Source organism: Mucilaginibacter sp. UYP27 (assembly GCF_040547175.1).
Classification (GTDB): domain Bacteria; phylum Bacteroidota; class Bacteroidia; order Sphingobacteriales; family Sphingobacteriaceae; genus Mucilaginibacter.
The window spans coordinates 57,736-72,583 of sequence record NZ_JBEPPE010000008.1; the positions used below are offsets into that span (position 1 = coordinate 57,736).

Sequence of the window (14,848 nt, forward strand, 5' to 3'; positions counted from 1 at the left end):
CTACTTACTGATAAGGTACGCCTTAGAAAGTACCTGGCTACGCGTATCGCTGTTTATAAACTTTGGCAGTATGTTTTCCTGAGGATAATCAATAAAGGCCTGAATGATCTTAAAATTGGTATGGGCGCTGGTAAGATAATCTACCGATGCCTGGCTGGCGAAGAATAGCGCCTTGCCTGTAGGCTTAAAATCTTTATAACTTTCAAGCGGTACAAACTCCACAGGTTTATTGCTATAAAACTGGAACGAGTTGTTAGACATGCGCAGGGTGTAAAGCTTTGCGTTGGCAAACTGTTGCTGGCTTGCATACCTGGCGGCAGGTATTTGCGCGTTATAAGACGCAACAAGCGGGAAGAAAACCGTATTCAAATAAAAATTGGCAAACAGTACCGAGCAGCAGGTAAGCATAAAAATCTTGTAAGCCGTTTCTTTTACTTTTATAGTTATAGCAACGGCTATTAATCCAAAAAGCGCAATAGCCAACATAAACAGCAGGTTAGATGGCGGTTTAGCGTAAACATGTATCGCAACAATAACTATTGGTAAAGCAACAGCAAATAAAAGCAGAACCATCTTGCGGTAAATTGTACCTGCCCTGCTAAGTTGTTTAAAGCAGTAAGGCGCCATTATAATGGCAAATAATGGGAAAAGTATATTGGTATAAAAAGGTAACTGAAACCGCGATAAAGAGAACAGGATCAGCAACAGTAACGCTCCACTCAGGGTGTAATACTCAGGCAAAGTTGCTTTTTGCCAAACACTTTTAAAACTTTTGTAAAGCGAGTAATAGAATAACAGGCACCACGGCAAAAATGCCCAAAGCAGGGTATGTACAAAAAAGAATTTATCGCCACCTTTTTTTTGTTGGATAGGCCCTTGGTTTATAAAGCGTCCAAACTGGCTATCCCACAAAAACCACTTTATCCCGCTTACATGTTGCCTGTCGAAAACCATCTTCTCCGGATGTGCGTCAAACTGCACGTAAAGGGAATAAAGTTCGGGCAGGGTGAACAGAAAAGTAAGAGCATATAGCAGTAACCATTTTGGATAAAACAACTGAAAAAAATTTTTTTGCGCGATGAATTGCCCCAGCAACGCTCCGTAAATAGCTACGATTACAAAGATGCCCTTCGTCATGATTGCGCAAGCTGTAAGCAGGGCTGCCAGCAGCAAATGTTTAGCTATTGGTTTATCATTATATCGGGCAATGTGATAAATGCTGCCAATTATCAATGCCAAAAGGTATGGCTCGGCGCGTACATCAATATTTGATAGCAGCAGGTGCTGGGCTGTCGTCAGTATTAAAACGGCTGTAAGGGCTATCTCTTTGGTGTAAAACCTGCGGGTAAATAAGTAGGTATAAAGCAGGCTTAACAAAAAGAAGAGCAAAGCCGGCAAGCGATACGACCAGGCGCTAACGCCAAATATTTTAAAGCTTATCAATACTGCCCAAAAAGGGAAGTGGGGTTTGTCCAGCCAGTCGGTGTTATAAGTAAAGAGTTGGAGTAAGTCATGCTTGTAAAGCATGTTTTTGGAGATAGAGGCGTAAAGCCCGGGGTCGTCGGTAAAAAAATCGGCGTCGATGCCAATGAAGTTAACCATTAGCGCCAGCAAAAACAGTAAAATGTAAAAGGGCTTGTAATTATTGGCCATTGTAATGGCAAATATAAGTGTAATGGCGGCAAATATTTATGAGGCCGAAGGCATAAAAAACCCCCACCTTGCGGCAGGGGCCAAAAACTCACAACAATTGTTTAACCTTTCGGTCAATTCCTAACTGCAATGTGAATTCGGCTTATATAACACGCTGTGTTTATGAAAGTTTTAGTAGTTAGCGGTAATAAGTAATTTTTTAAGATGTTAGGCGTTTATGCGTTATCTTTATCCCCATATAAACTACAATGATACCATCATGAAAAAAACATTTCAACTAAAAGCAGCAATGCTATTTGCGTTTGCCATGCTGTTTACAGCCGTTACTTTTGCCCAAAACAAACCTGTTGCAAGCCCGCGCGATAGCGTTAGTGCTCAAATTGGTGCAGCTACTATCAGCATCAACTACGGCAGCCCATCGGTAAAAGGCCGTAAAATATATGGTGAATTAGTGCCGATAGATTCAGTTTGGCGCGCCGGTGCAAACGAAGCTACCGTATTTAAAACAAGCAGGGATATTTTAGTACAGGGGAAAAAATTACCTGCTGGTACTTATGGGCTTTTCGCTATTCCCGGCAAATCTACCTGGACGATCGTTTTTAACAAGGTGGCCAAACAATGGGGGGCCTACAAATATAAAAAAGCAGATGATGCTTTGCGGGTGACCGTTAAACCGGTTGCTGCAAAAGCTACCGAGCGTTTGGTTTACAAGATCAACAAAAAAGGTTTTAGTTTAACCTGGGACAAGCTAACGGTACCCGTTGCTGTAAAATAAGTTATTGCGATTTTACGTAAAAACCCCGGCCAATTTGACCGGGGTTTTTTATTGCGCTATATAAAAATAAAGCGTAATATTTGCCTGTAGCAATTTTACCCTAAACATGCAAAAACAAAGGCCGGGCAAGGTTTTATTAAGGAGATGGTTAATTGTCCTTAGCCTTATGCTGGCGGTAAACCTGCTGCTTGTTTTTGCCGACCACCCCCAAGCGGTTGAGAAATATTATTCGAAAGGGTTTTACCCGTTCATTTGCCACGTACTGCACCCGGTTTTTAATCTGTTTCCCTTTAGTGTTGGCGACCTCATATACCTGTTTGTGATAGGCTACCTGGTTTATGCGCTGATCCGGCTAATTGTACTCTGCATCAAAAAAAAGTTTATGCACGCCGGTATTTTTGCAGCTGGCATTGTAATAGCAGTGATGGCAGGCATATTGATGTTTTACTCGTTTTGGGGACTTAACTACTTCCGTCCATCGGCAGGCGAGCGGCTTAATCTTCGCGATAGCACTTATACCAAAGCCGAATTGCAAAGAGTTACCACTATACTGATAGATAGCGCTAACGCTGCCCGTGCAAGGGTTACAGCGGCAGATCTGAAACAGGGCAACGATTCTATTTATAGCATTGCAAACAAAGCGGTTATCAAACTATCGAACACCAATGCCCAATACTATACTTACAGCCCGAAAATAAAACCATCGCTATTAACAGGACTGCTAAATTACATTGGTACATCCGGCTACTACAACCCGTTTACAGGCGAGGCGCAAATGAACTACCAGATGCCGGTGTTTAACCGGCCGTTTGTGGCCAGCCACGAGATGTCTCACCAAATGGGTTACGGGCCCGAGGATGAGGCAAACTTCGTTGGCTTTATAGCGGCAATAGGTTCTAACGACAGGCTGTTAAGATACTCGGCCTATAACCTCGCGGTTAACGAATTTATGCACACTGTGCGTTATACGGATACCGTTGTATTTAAACAATTAAAAATCAAAATATCCCCGCAGGTACTGGCGGATTTTAAAGAAGAGCGCCTTTATTGGCTATCGTATCAAAACAAAATAAATACCATTACCAGTGTTTTTTACGACAACTTTTTAAAGGCCAATAACCAACCCCAAGGGCTGGATACCTATAACCGAATGGTGTTATTAGTCCTCGCAACATATAAGGGTAAGAAAGTGGCGTCCAGATAGCTATAGGGATTGTTGGAAAACTGATCGGTGAAATTAATCTTAATCTAACTGCTATAAGCGCAATTGATGTAAACAAAAAAATGCGTTCCGTATCTCACCCCGGAACGCACTACAACATCATTCAAATAATGTTGATCAACTAAACCTCAGATAACATGTTTAAAAATTACCCAAGCTCTTTATAGCAAAGCCATTGCGGCTGCATATTTCCTAATATATTCTGTCTGTGTAAGTTAAACTACAAAAAGTGTTCCTAAGCACACTAAGTGTCAAATATACACAATGAACGAATGGGATAAAAGCTTATTATAGTAAAAGACTGTTTAAACACATAAAAGTTACAAAACTGTGAAAAATACAGTTCTGAAGTAATACGGGGGGCTAAACACATCTGCAACAGATGAAATGAATTTTGTTTTAAAAAATTGACCTGTTGCGCTAACGGACCAAATGTGTTTAATGGGTGATGCCCTTTAAAGTATACAACCATAAGTAATTACAAAAAATGGTTAGGTAATGTGAGTTTACCAGCTATTCCTAAAAGCGATAGGCGCGGCAGTACCGAAAACAAGGCCAGGTAGTGATTCATCAAAAAGAATTTATAGGTTATTAATCAAAATCCCCGGCATTCGCCAGGGATAATTATTATAATTTCTAAATCCACTTCCATACCATAGCGGGGTCATATACGCTTTTGTACAGCGGTTGGCTACAAAATCAGGTTTAATATTAAGCGGTTAACTCTTCATAAGCGGCGGTAAGGCCACGTTGGATGCCATCGCCCTGCCAGTCGGTAACACCGGGGATAGCCGTTGCGGCCAGGATCTGTTCTTTTGTTTTACCTGCTTTTATGCTGCCATCAACAAAGGCCACAAGCTTTTCCATATAGTTTTGCATAGTCTTAAGGTCGGCCATGGTGCCGGTAACTTTTGTAGGGTCAAAAGCGTGGCCATAAACAAATAGGGTATCCTTGTTAAATTGTTTTTGTGCCTGCTCAAGCGCTACGGGCCAATGCTTGCATGATGCGCCCGCACTGCGGTCAATATAAGGGTACAAGCGGTTAAACACCTGGTCGCCGCAATGCACAATGTTGGCGTTTTCGAAATGTATAAAGCTGTCGCCATTGGTGTGGCCCGCGCCAAAATAATGCGCGGTGATGTGTTCGTCGCCAACTTTTACTTTCCATTTATCTGTAAAGGTGGTATCGGGGTAAAGCTGTTTATCTTCCGATTTTTGTTTAACGGCGGCGGCCTTTTGGTTAATGAGCGAGTTGGCGTGCGCAGCCACGTTTTTCACCGTGCCTTTAAAAGAGATATTGCCGCTGGTATGGTCGCCGTGGTGGTGGGTATTTATCAGCCACTGAAAAGGCTGGTCCGATTTTTTCTTCAGCTCGGCTATCAAATGGTTCGCCGGTTCCGGGAACTCGGCATCTACACAAACAATGCCTTCTTTATTTACCATCCAGATGATGGTACCTCCCTGCTCTGTAAAAATACCCACGTTGTTGCGTAACGCGGTTAATTTATACTCGGGCGCGGTAAGTATTGATGCAAAGCTTTTATTGTTTAAAAAAGCCAATGCCCCTGCTGTTAAAGCTGTATTTCTTAAAAATTTGCGGCGTTCCATAGGTTAAAGAATAGAAATTAGATAAAATTGAGTTCAGTTAAAGTTATGTTTTATTGGCGAATAGTAAATAGCTACGGTTCATGAAAATTTCTCCTATGAGCCATCAACCATTGGCTATCAATTGTTCAATACTGATGAAACGCCTGTGATACAAACTCCAGCACATTGGGTAACGATGCCCGCCAGTAGGTCCAGTTATGGGCACCATCCCTAACGCGGTACTCGTGCGGGATATTGTTTTTGCGCATCAGATTATGCACCAAGCCGTTGCCTTCGTACAAAAAGTCGTCGTCGCCAACGTCCATAAACCAGCGCACGTCTTTCTTTTTCGCTTCGGGTATGGCGTTTATCAATTGTGATACGCTGTATTTGTTATAATAATTGCTTACAGCTGTATCTGTAACCTGCGGATACTCTTCTTTGCAATAACCTTTGGCTTCATCCAAATTCCAAAAACGGGTAGCGGCGCTCAAAGGGCATGCCGATGAGAACAGTTCCGGATGGTGCAGCGCGTAAATAAAACTGCCCCCGCCGCCCATGCTTAAACCTGCAATGGCGCGGTAATGCTTCTCCGCTTTAATTTTGTACTTTTTCTCTACAAAAGGCATCAATTCGGTAAAAAAGAAATCCTCATAATTCCAGTCGCCTTTAACATTATTAAAGTAACCCCTGTGGCCGGTGTTGGCATCGGGCATAATAATGATCATCGGCGTAGCCACGCCATCGCGGATAGCTTTATCTGTAATGCTAAGCACCTCACCAAACTGCACCCAGCCTGTTTGGTCGTCGCCGGCGCCATGCAACAGGTAAAGCACCGGGTAAGTGCGTCCACTGGTTTCATAATCTGGTGGCAGGTAAATGGCATACTTGCGTTCACTTTTCAGGATCTTGCTGTTAAGGGTTAAGTTATCATACACTTTGCCCGTTTGTGCAAACAGCGCTACAGGGCAAAGCAGCAGTAATAAAAGGAATGTTTTTTTCATCAAGATTTTTGGTTAGTAACAGGGGTTATTGCGGTTGGTTAAAATTAGCGATAAATTTCAATGTCTGAGCCGGGATGAAGCAGATTTTAAAGATAACAGGATTTGTTTTCATGGCGGGGCGGATGGCTTTTATCGCTAACGCAAATCTCACATCGGGTATCTCAAATCTCATATCTAAAATCTAACTTTACCGCGCATGCAACAACCCAACCCGGATCAATACAAATGGCTGTACAGCTTTATAGGGTTGGCTGTGCTGCTTAATTTTACCGGGTTGTTCATCCCTATCCTGGCGCCCGACGGTACGCTTTACGCGGTTATCGCCAAAACCATGGTACAGCGTAACGACTATATCAACATCATCGTAGATAACACCGACTGGCTGGATAAACCGCATTTCCCATTTTGGGTGGCTGCCCTGTCGTTAAAGGTATTTGGCATAAATACCTGGGCGTATAAACTGCCCGGTATATTGTTTATGCTGATGGGGGCCTGGTACACTTACTTGTTAGCCAAGCAACTTTATACTAAGCAGATAGCGCTATGGGCGGTGTTGATATTGCTTACCTCGCAGCACATCATACTATCCAACAACGACGTACGTGCAGAGCCTTACCTAACGGGATTGATAATCGCATCGGTATATTATTTTTACAGCGCATATACCCAAAACAAGTTTTGGCAACTGGTATTGGGCGCGTTATTTACTGCCTGCGCCATCATGACAAAGGGGATGTTTGCCCTGGTGCCGATAGGTGGCGCCATAGTGTGCCACCTTGCTATCACCAAACAATGGAAACAGCTTTTTAACCTGCGCTGGCTGCTTGCCGCGGTGATGATATTGTTGTTTATCCTGCCCGAGATCTATTGCCTGTATGTACAGTTCGACAGCCACCCCGAGAAGCTTGTTTTTGATACGCACAATGTATCGGGCATTAAATTCTTTTTTTGGGATAGCCAGTTTGGGCGCTTTTTTAATACCGGCCCAATAAAAGGCCACGGCGACCTTTCCTTTTTTATACATACCACGTTATGGGCATTTTTGCCATGGTCGCTAATATTATTCGCGGCCATTTGGCATTTTATTAAAACAGGCATCAAAGATGTGCAAAAGCGTGAGTGGCTTTGCATTAGCGGGGCTATGTTAACCTTTCTGTTGTTCTCGGCATCAAAGTTTCAGTTACCGCATTATTTGAATATCGTGTTCCCTTTCTTCGCTATAATCACCGCACAGTACCTGGTGGGGTTAAAATCAGAGCGCAGCATCAAGGCTATCCGTGTAATGCAAATAGGTTTGGTGGTATTGCTTTTATTTGTAATTGCTACCCTGCATTACTTTTTTAAACCTCAGGAGTTTAGGTGGGACGTCGGCATAACAATCCTAATATGGCTGGCACTGCTGGTGATAATACCCGGCAATTTTAGCGATACCGATTTCAGGCAAACGGCGTTCCGCACGATTATCATAGCCTTTGTGGTGAACCTTTATCTGAACCTTGCTTTCTATCCGTCGCTGTTAAAATACCAGGCCGGGAGCGAGGCGGCCTTTTGGATAAATGGTAATAATAAGGAAGGCCTCCCTGTTGCACGCAGTTTTGAATTTGCCTCCTTCCCCATGGAGTTTTATTTGAGGCAACCCATCATTGAATTAAATGAAGACGGCAGCGGGCATTTACCCACAACACCTTTCATATTTTACGGGCCTGCAGAAACAGCGGCATCCTTTACCGCAAAGGGATATAAAGTAACCACGCTCGCTAAGTTCGAACGTTTCCATATCTCTAAATTAAAGCCCGCATTTTTAAACAAGGCCACCCGCGATAAACAGGTAGCGCCAATGGAAGTAATGCGAATTTCTAAATAACCCTGCCCATCACCGGGTCCGAGAAGCTGGAATGGCCGGTTTCTACCCTGCCCGCATAGCGTTTCTCAAACTCAGCAAAGCCTTTTACTTTCACGGTAAAATCATACCATCCGTGGTTTTTGCTTAGATCCAGTTTTATGGTTTGCGGCGCGAAGCTTTCCTGTTGGATGGTCATTTGTTTTGTGCCGGTTTTATAGGCGTTATCTATCACCTCAACGGTTAGCGGCACGTTTGTGCCAATAAGCCAAAAAGTAAGGTCGACGTTACCTTTTAGCTTTTTACCTGCTGTTTGGTAAGCAAATTGTACACCTATGCCCGGGTCTTTAACGCTGCCTTTATAAGCGCGGTAAAAGCCGTTTGGCCCGTAGGTGCGCAGGTAGTAATTGCTGTTCTCAAACTCGTTAAGCGGCCAGCCGTCGGTTAGGGTATCACCTGCTTTGGCAGCATAACTCCAGGTGCGCACGGCTTCCATTTTCTGCAAATCATTAAAGGAAGCATATTTACCTGGTGCGTACACGTTAAACGGCGCGCCAATCGCCTTATCGCCAAAAATAGTATTACCTGACTTAAATTTTATCTCGAATGCGGTTTTGTCCTCGTTCAGCTGCCCATCCGCATAAAGCTCGTAAGGCAAGGCGCATGAGGGCTTTATGCCTGGCTCCTGCTTGGGCATGTATGGCGATGATGCCGGATGCTTTTTAATAACAGCTATCTCATCTGCCGAAAGGTTTTTATACCCCGAAGGAAGTTTTTTAAACTGTGCCTTGTGGATGCCTTCTACAAACTCATTCTTTTTTAGCGGCGCAGGGGCGGCAAACTTTTCACCGTGGTAGGCGCGGAATACCGAGGTAAGGTCGCCGCAAATGGTGCGGCGCCAATCGCTGATGTTGTGCTCCTTTATTTTTTTACCTGTTTTTTTGGTAAGAAAGGTTTCTAAAAATTGTAGTGACGAAGTGTGGTCAAATACTTCCGAGTTTACATATCCGCCACGGCTCCACGGTGACGCAATGACCATAGGAACCCGGTAGCCCAGGCCAATGGCATTTTCACGGTCGTAATTATTAGGAAAACCTTTGCGTTCCTGCTCCTGCTCAAGGGTTACAAATTCAACGCGCGTATCAATGCCGTCAGATACCTTTCCTGTTCCCTTTTTGTGCGAATGGGGGGCAGTAAAAGGTGGAATATGGTCAAAATATCCGTCGTTTTCATCGTAGGTAAGAATGAAGATTGTCTTCTTCCAAACATCCGGGTTTTTGGTAAGGATGTCCAAAACCTCTGATGTGTACCAGGCACCATACCAGGGCGCGCCGGGGTGGTCAGAGAAATTTTCGCCGGCAGTTAACCACGATACGGTAGGTAAGTAGCCTGTTTTTACATCCTGCCTAAACTGGTAAAGTACATCCCCTTTTGGCACCAGCATTTCGCGTTCGGTGCCGTTATCGTTGTATTTAAGCGTGGTTAATTTATGGTAATCGGGGTCGGCTTTGTTGGTTGTAAAAGCCTTTAAGTGCAGGTTTTTTTCTTTAGCGCTCAGTTTATCAAACGCGCCAGGCTCTAAAATAGCCTTGTTGTTATTTATGCTATCCAGTGCCTCTTTTTGTTGCTTAAGCTGCTTTTTTAGCTTGGAAAGGCTTGCATCGCCGGTAGGCAAACCATCTATTTTAGCCTGTGTTTCGGCAATTTCTTTCGGTAATACAGTAAGCTGTTTTTTTAGATAAGCAATATGTTTATCGTGCAGCTTAACGTTGTATTGTTTAAAAAACTCCAGGTTGTTATCGGTAAAGTTCGACAGCCACGAATCCTCTTCCCCTTCAAAACCCACGCCTACCGAAATCTCGTTCTGGTAACATTTCCATGAAATGCCGGCATCTTCCAATCGCTCGGGGAAGGTGGTCCAGTTATGCGATTCAAAGTCCGAATCCTCGTTCCACACATTAGGGCGCGAGTTTTCACTCTGTTCCTTACGGATGGTGCCCGTCCAAAAAAAGTGTCGGTTAGGCGTCGTGCCGGTTAATGATGAACAGAAGTTTTGGTCGCATACCGTAAAGGCATCAGCCAGGGCATAATTAAAAGGTAGGTCGGCACGGTTGTGATAACCGAGCGTTAAAGGCATGTTCTTATAGTCTTTATTACCCGATTGCTTCTCCATCAGCCATTGGTCAAACTTGCCATCGTTGCGGGCATTTACCTGGTTGTTCCAGCTATGCGGCAACGAGCTCATCCAGGTAGAGCGGGTGTTTTTTATATCGAGATGGAACGGCGCATAAGTTTCGCCTTTAGCGTTAGTTTGCAGCCAAACAGGGTTTTTGTTAGGAAGATCGATAGCACGCGGATCGTTAAACCCCCTTACGCCTTTAAGCGACCCAAAGCAATGGTCGAACGAGCGGTTCTCCTGCATTAAAAAAACAATATGCTCAGCATCTGCCCAGGTAGTGCCCGGCAACGGGTTTATTGCCATTGCTTTTTGGATAGAGGCGGGGAGTATATTTGCTAAACCGGCGGTACCGGCAAGCATGGCTGCTTTTTTAAGGAAATCTCTGCGTGTATCTGGCATCGTACTAAATTTTTACCGCTTCAAATATCTGTACTGTTTAGTAATGGTAGTATTATGTTATTGTAAAATCAACGTGTAAAGCAAAAGTGCTTCATCGCCCGGTGGGGTTACAGTGCCAGTTAAGGTAAATCCGCACCTCTCCAATAAACGCCGCGATCGCAAATTAGTGTCGGTAGTAGTGGCATATAGTTTATCTATAGGGTAATGCCCGTTTATGTAAGCTAAGGAAGCTGTGCAAGCTTCATAGGCAAGCCCGCGGCCTTCATACCCCGGCATAAAGGCAAAGCCAAGGTCGGGGCGTTCAAGGTAGTCGCGTTTAAACAGGCCGCACATGCCAATGGGTACCCCGCCCTCATTTAGTTCTACCATCCAAGGGCCAAAACCGTGCTGGGCATAAATAGCCGTAGGGCCGTTAAGCAAGTAATTAACGGCATCTGTTTGGGTGTTTATGTTGCGGTCGCCGATGAATTGTTTCCAGGTAGGGGTGTTAAGCAGTTCAAAGATAAAACCGGCATCGTTAAGCGTGAAACGGCGCAGGTTAACCTTGGTGGATGGGATCAAAATAGTGCTCATAAATTACTAAGCTATGAATTTTACCGAAAGCTATTGGCACCGCTTGCTTTTACGCCAAACATTTGCTTACTTGTATTATCGTTGTAAACCCCCGTTTACCTTACCAGATGCCTATGAAAAAGTACTGCCTTACCCTCAATTTGAAAGACGACGAAGACCTTATTGCCCAATACGAAGAGCACCACAAAGCAGTATGGCCCGAAATTTTGGATAGTATTACCGCGTCGGGCATTACCAATATGGAGATCTACAGGCTGGGAACAAAACTGGTGATGATCGTGGAAGCCAACGCCGGGTTTAGCTTTTCTAAAAAAGCTGCCATGGATGCAGGCAACGCCAAAGTGCAGGAGTGGGAAGACCTGATGTGGAAGTACCAGCAACCCATAAAGGGTGCATTTGCCGGCGAGAAATGGGTGTTGATGGATAAGATATTTCAGCTATAAATTATGGTTATGAAGAAGAGACTATTTGCAATATGCTTGTTTGTTGCTATCGCGATAAATGCATCGGCACAAAACACTTACACACCTACTGCCGAGAACCTTGCCCAAAGGAAGAAGTTCCAGGATATGAAATTCGGGCTGTTTATTCACTGGGGGATCTACAGTATTTTGGGCGATGGTGAGTGGGTGATGCACAACAAAAACATCCCCTACGATAGCTATAAAAGGCTTGCAGGTTTTTTTAATCCGCAAGAATTTAACGCAAAAGAATGGGTGGCCTTTGCCAAACAGGCGGGTATGAAATACATCACTATTACATCGCGCCACCACGATGGGTTCAGCATGTTCGGCACCAAAATGTCGCCTTACAATATTGTGGATGCCACACCTTATCATAAAGACCCTTTGATGGAACTGGCCAAAGAATGTGAGAAGGAAGGCATCGAACTTCACTTTTACTATTCGTTGCTTGACTGGGGCCGGCCCGATTACGCCTTTGGCAGCCCGATAGTTGACGGGAAACCCACAAAAGGAAATTGGGACGGCTACATTAAATTCATGAAAGACCAGCTAACCGAATTGATAACTAAATACCCCGGCGTAAAAGGCATTTGGTTTGATGGCGATTGGGAACGCACCAAAGTAGATTGGCGTTATAAGGAGATCTACGGGCTGATACACAAACTGAATCCAGCCATAATGATAGGTAACAACCACCACGTTGCGGTTAAGGATGGTGAGGACTTCCAGATGTTTGAGAAGGACCTGCCGGGTGGAAACACCACCGGGTTTGCACCAGATCAATCCATAGGCAAGTTGCCGTTGGAAACCTGCGAAACCATTAACAATAGCTGGGGATTTAGCATTACTGATCGCAGCTTTAAATCTTCTAAACAGATCATCCATTACCTGGTGGGCGATGCCGGGCGCAACGCCAACTTTTTGCTGAATATAGGCCCGATGCCAAACGGGAAGATCCAACCGGAGTTTACCGATACCCTCGCTATTGTTGGCGCGTGGATAAAAAAGAATGGCGAAAGTATTTACGGTACCCGCTGCAGCAACATGCCACCCCAGCCCTGGGGCGTAATTACCGTTAAAGACAAAACGATGTATGCCCACATAACTTCGCCACAGGGCGAGGGCTATATATTTATCCCGCAACTAAAAGAGAAGGTAAGTAAAGCCGTTTTGTTAGCAGACGGAAGCGAGGTTAAATTTAAACAACAGCCCGAAGGTTTGTTTATTTATACTAAGGGGTTGGCGATGGATGGTATAGATACGATTATAAAACTGACGGTTAACTAAGGATGAAACAATTGGTTGAGCCCGCAAACCGCGAAGCATTGCATCAAATGTTGAAAAAACTGGATGCAGATGCCAAACCCATTTGGGGCAACATGACGCCTCAGCAAATGGTAGAGCACATGATAGACCAGGTAAGGTACACCAACGGGAAACTCACGTTTGTTTTTGATGTGCCCGAAGATGAGGCTAAACAGGCGAAGAAAAAGTGGATCTATACCGATGCGCAAATCCCACGGAATTTGATATTAGGTGCCTTGCCCGCCCTAAACGAATACCCTAACCTGCAAGCCGCAGTAGCCCAGCTGTTGCAGGAGTTAAAAGATTTTGATAAGTATTTTGAACCCGCCGGTATTTTGGTAAACCACGGGGGATACGGTGCTATGGATTATGATGAGTGGCTGATATGGCACGGTAAACACATGGCGCACCACTTAACGCAGTTTGCGCTGCTCTAAACTGTTGTTTACCTCGAATTTTTAGCTTAGATAATTCTCAAGGGATCCACTTGAAACTTTTTTCAAATTATTTTATTTGCTATGCATGCATAATAAATTTATCTTATTGCGTTTAAAGATGATATTTATACTAAATACCGTTTTGGTGTTGATTTAGGCGCTTTTAAGGTGCTGTTATTAGATAAATTAATACTTAGTTTTACTGCCAACCAATTATAAATCTACTTTTTTTACATGGAACATTTGTTAACCGATAGCCCTGCGGGCTACGATTTTAGCGTAAGCGACAATCAAAAAATGATAGGCCAAATGGCTAAAGATTTTGCTGAAAAGCACATCCGCCCAAATGTAATGCAGTGGGACGAAGAGCAGCATTTCCCGCTGGAGTTGTTTAAACAACTTGGCGAACAAGGTATGATGGGCGTGCTTGTTCCTGAAGAATTTGGCGGCTCGGGCCTCGGTTATGCCGAGTATGTTACCACCATAGTGGAGATAGCAAAGGTTTGCGGGTCGATAGGCCTATCGGTTGCGGCGCATAATTCGCTTTGTACCGGCCACATTTTGGCGTTTGCCAATGATGAGCAAAAACACCGCTGGTTACCAAAACTGGCAACTGCCGAGTGGCTTGGCGCCTGGGGCTTAACCGAAGCCAATACCGGCAGCGACGCTATGCGTATGGCTACAACCGCGGTGTTAGATGGCGACCATTACGTAGTGAACGGTTCTAAAAACTGGATCACACACGGTAAAAGCGGTGACATTGCGGTAGTAATGGTACGCACCGGCGAAATAGGTGATAGTAAAGGGATTTCTGCGCTGGTGATAGAGCGCGGTACGCCGGGCTTTAGTGCCGGTAAAAAAGAAAATAAACTGGGCATGCGTGCATCAGAAACCACCGAAATGATATTTGACAATTGCCGCGTACCTAAAGGAAATTTACTTGGCGTAGAGGGTGAAGGCTTTAAACAAGCCATGAAGGTATTGGATGGTGGCCGCATCTCTATAGCGGCATTATCTTTAGGCATAGCTAAAGGCGCTTTTGAAGCTGCTGTTGCTTATTCTAAAGAGCGCCACCAGTTTGGCCAACCTATTAGCAGTTTCCAGGGGATATCGTTTAAACTGGCTGATATGGCTACCGAGATAGAAGCTTCCGAATTGCTAATTATGCAAGCCGCCGACCTGAAGAACCGCCATTTGCCGGTTACCAAGCAATCTGCCATGGCTAAATATTTTGCATCAGAGGTTGCGGTGCGTTGCGCTAACGAGGCTGTACAGATCTTTGGCGGATACGGCTACACGAAGGATTTTCCGGTAGAGAAATTTTACCGCGATGCCAAGCTGTGTACCATAGGCGAGGGGACATCAGAGATACAAAAAATAGTAATCAGCAGGGAAGTGTTGAAATAGAGT

The 14,848-nt window shown here is 44.4% G+C and carries 12 protein-coding genes; 7 read left to right on the forward strand and 5 right to left on the reverse strand.

Translation table 11 applies throughout. The features are described from left to right. The gene (locus tag ABIB39_RS19230; protein WP_354431811.1) at positions 1 to 1,653 is read right to left on the reverse strand and encodes an ArnT family glycosyltransferase; all 1,653 of its coding nucleotides are present in this window, start codon (positions 1,651 to 1,653) and stop codon (positions 1 to 3) included. 259 nt (positions 1,654 to 1,912) lie between these two features. On the opposite strand from ABIB39_RS19230, the gene ABIB39_RS19235 reads away from it, so the two are divergent. Continuing rightward, positions 1,913 to 2,428, forward strand: coding sequence for a DUF2911 domain-containing protein (locus tag ABIB39_RS19235; protein ID WP_354431812.1), 516 nt, complete (start codon positions 1,913 to 1,915; stop codon positions 2,426 to 2,428). A gap of 106 nt (positions 2,429 to 2,534) precedes the next feature. Then, positions 2,535 to 3,632, forward strand: coding sequence for a DUF3810 domain-containing protein (locus ABIB39_RS19240; protein ID WP_354431814.1), 1,098 nt, complete (start codon positions 2,535 to 2,537; stop codon positions 3,630 to 3,632). 729 nt (positions 3,633 to 4,361) lie between these two features. Here ABIB39_RS19240 and ABIB39_RS19245 read toward each other — a convergent pair. Continuing rightward, positions 4,362 to 5,258, reverse strand: a complete 897-nt coding sequence (locus ABIB39_RS19245; protein WP_354431815.1) for an MBL fold metallo-hydrolase — start codon at positions 5,256 to 5,258, stop codon at positions 4,362 to 4,364. Between the two features lie 125 nt (positions 5,259 to 5,383). Further along, positions 5,384 to 6,241, reverse strand: a complete 858-nt coding sequence (locus tag ABIB39_RS19250; protein WP_354431816.1) for an alpha/beta hydrolase — start codon at positions 6,239 to 6,241, stop codon at positions 5,384 to 5,386. 196 nt (positions 6,242 to 6,437) lie between these two features. Between ABIB39_RS19250 and ABIB39_RS19255 the strand changes: the two genes are divergently transcribed. Continuing rightward, the gene (locus ABIB39_RS19255; RefSeq protein WP_354431817.1) at positions 6,438 to 8,105 is read left to right on the forward strand and encodes an ArnT family glycosyltransferase; all 1,668 of its coding nucleotides are present in this window, start codon (positions 6,438 to 6,440) and stop codon (positions 8,103 to 8,105) included. Here the strand turns inward: ABIB39_RS19255 and ABIB39_RS19260 are convergent. Together ABIB39_RS19260 and ABIB39_RS19265 are read right to left on the reverse strand one after the other, a co-directional pair. Continuing rightward, complete coding sequence (locus ABIB39_RS19260; protein ID WP_354431818.1) at positions 8,098 to 10,659, reverse strand: phosphocholine-specific phospholipase C; 2,562 nt, start codon at positions 10,657 to 10,659, stop codon at positions 8,098 to 8,100. The two genes, ABIB39_RS19255 and ABIB39_RS19260, sit on opposite strands and share 8 nt — an antisense overlap. 57 nt (positions 10,660 to 10,716) lie before the next feature. Further along, positions 10,717 to 11,232, reverse strand: a complete 516-nt coding sequence (locus ABIB39_RS19265; protein WP_354431819.1) for a GNAT family N-acetyltransferase — start codon at positions 11,230 to 11,232, stop codon at positions 10,717 to 10,719. Between the two features lie 113 nt (positions 11,233 to 11,345). Between ABIB39_RS19265 and ABIB39_RS19270 the strand changes: the two genes are divergently transcribed. The 4 genes from ABIB39_RS19270 to ABIB39_RS19285 all read left to right on the forward strand — a co-directional run bounded on the left by ABIB39_RS19270 (position 11,346) and on the right by ABIB39_RS19285 (position 14,845). Beyond that, complete coding sequence (locus ABIB39_RS19270) at positions 11,346 to 11,675, forward strand: L-rhamnose mutarotase (RefSeq protein ID WP_354431820.1); 330 nt, start codon at positions 11,346 to 11,348, stop codon at positions 11,673 to 11,675. Between the two features lie 9 nt (positions 11,676 to 11,684). Next, positions 11,685 to 12,983: an alpha-L-fucosidase gene (locus tag ABIB39_RS19275; RefSeq protein ID WP_354431821.1), complete on the forward strand. Its 1,299-nt coding sequence runs from the start codon at positions 11,685 to 11,687 to the stop codon at positions 12,981 to 12,983. 2 nt (positions 12,984 to 12,985) lie between these two features. Further along, positions 12,986 to 13,438 (forward strand): DUF1569 domain-containing protein, encoded by a 453-nt coding sequence (locus tag ABIB39_RS19280; RefSeq protein WP_354431822.1) that lies wholly within the window; start codon positions 12,986 to 12,988, stop codon positions 13,436 to 13,438. A 234-nt stretch (positions 13,439 to 13,672) separates the two neighbouring features. Further along, complete coding sequence (locus ABIB39_RS19285) at positions 13,673 to 14,845, forward strand: acyl-CoA dehydrogenase family protein (RefSeq protein WP_354431823.1); 1,173 nt, start codon at positions 13,673 to 13,675, stop codon at positions 14,843 to 14,845. Positions 14,846 to 14,848: the final 3 nt, after the last annotated feature.

What these genes read in the sequence shown, in the direction of transcription:
- ABIB39_RS19265 (WP_354431819.1), bottom strand. Translation starts at nt 11,232, where the DNA reads ATGAGCACTATTTTGATCCCATCCACCAAGGTTAACCTGCGCCGTTTC.
- ABIB39_RS19275 (WP_354431821.1), top strand. Translation starts at nt 11,685, where the DNA reads ATGAAGAAGAGACTATTTGCAATATGCTTGTTTGTTGCTATCGCGATA.
- ABIB39_RS19240 (WP_354431814.1), top strand. Translation starts at nt 2,535, where the DNA reads ATGCAAAAACAAAGGCCGGGCAAGGTTTTATTAAGGAGATGGTTAATT.
- ABIB39_RS19235 (WP_354431812.1), top strand. Translation starts at nt 1,913, where the DNA reads ATGAAAAAAACATTTCAACTAAAAGCAGCAATGCTATTTGCGTTTGCC.
- ABIB39_RS19280 (WP_354431822.1), top strand. Translation starts at nt 12,986, where the DNA reads ATGAAACAATTGGTTGAGCCCGCAAACCGCGAAGCATTGCATCAAATG.
- ABIB39_RS19270 (WP_354431820.1), top strand. Translation starts at nt 11,346, where the DNA reads ATGAAAAAGTACTGCCTTACCCTCAATTTGAAAGACGACGAAGACCTT.
- ABIB39_RS19245 (WP_354431815.1), bottom strand. Translation starts at nt 5,258, where the DNA reads ATGGAACGCCGCAAATTTTTAAGAAATACAGCTTTAACAGCAGGGGCA.
- ABIB39_RS19285 (WP_354431823.1), top strand. Translation starts at nt 13,673, where the DNA reads ATGGAACATTTGTTAACCGATAGCCCTGCGGGCTACGATTTTAGCGTA.
- ABIB39_RS19250 (WP_354431816.1), bottom strand. Translation starts at nt 6,241, where the DNA reads ATGAAAAAAACATTCCTTTTATTACTGCTGCTTTGCCCTGTAGCGCTG.
- ABIB39_RS19255 (WP_354431817.1), top strand. Translation starts at nt 6,438, where the DNA reads ATGCAACAACCCAACCCGGATCAATACAAATGGCTGTACAGCTTTATA.
- ABIB39_RS19230 (WP_354431811.1), bottom strand. Translation starts at nt 1,653, where the DNA reads ATGGCCAATAATTACAAGCCCTTTTACATTTTACTGTTTTTGCTGGCG.
- ABIB39_RS19260 (WP_354431818.1), bottom strand. Translation starts at nt 10,659, where the DNA reads ATGCCAGATACACGCAGAGATTTCCTTAAAAAAGCAGCCATGCTTGCC.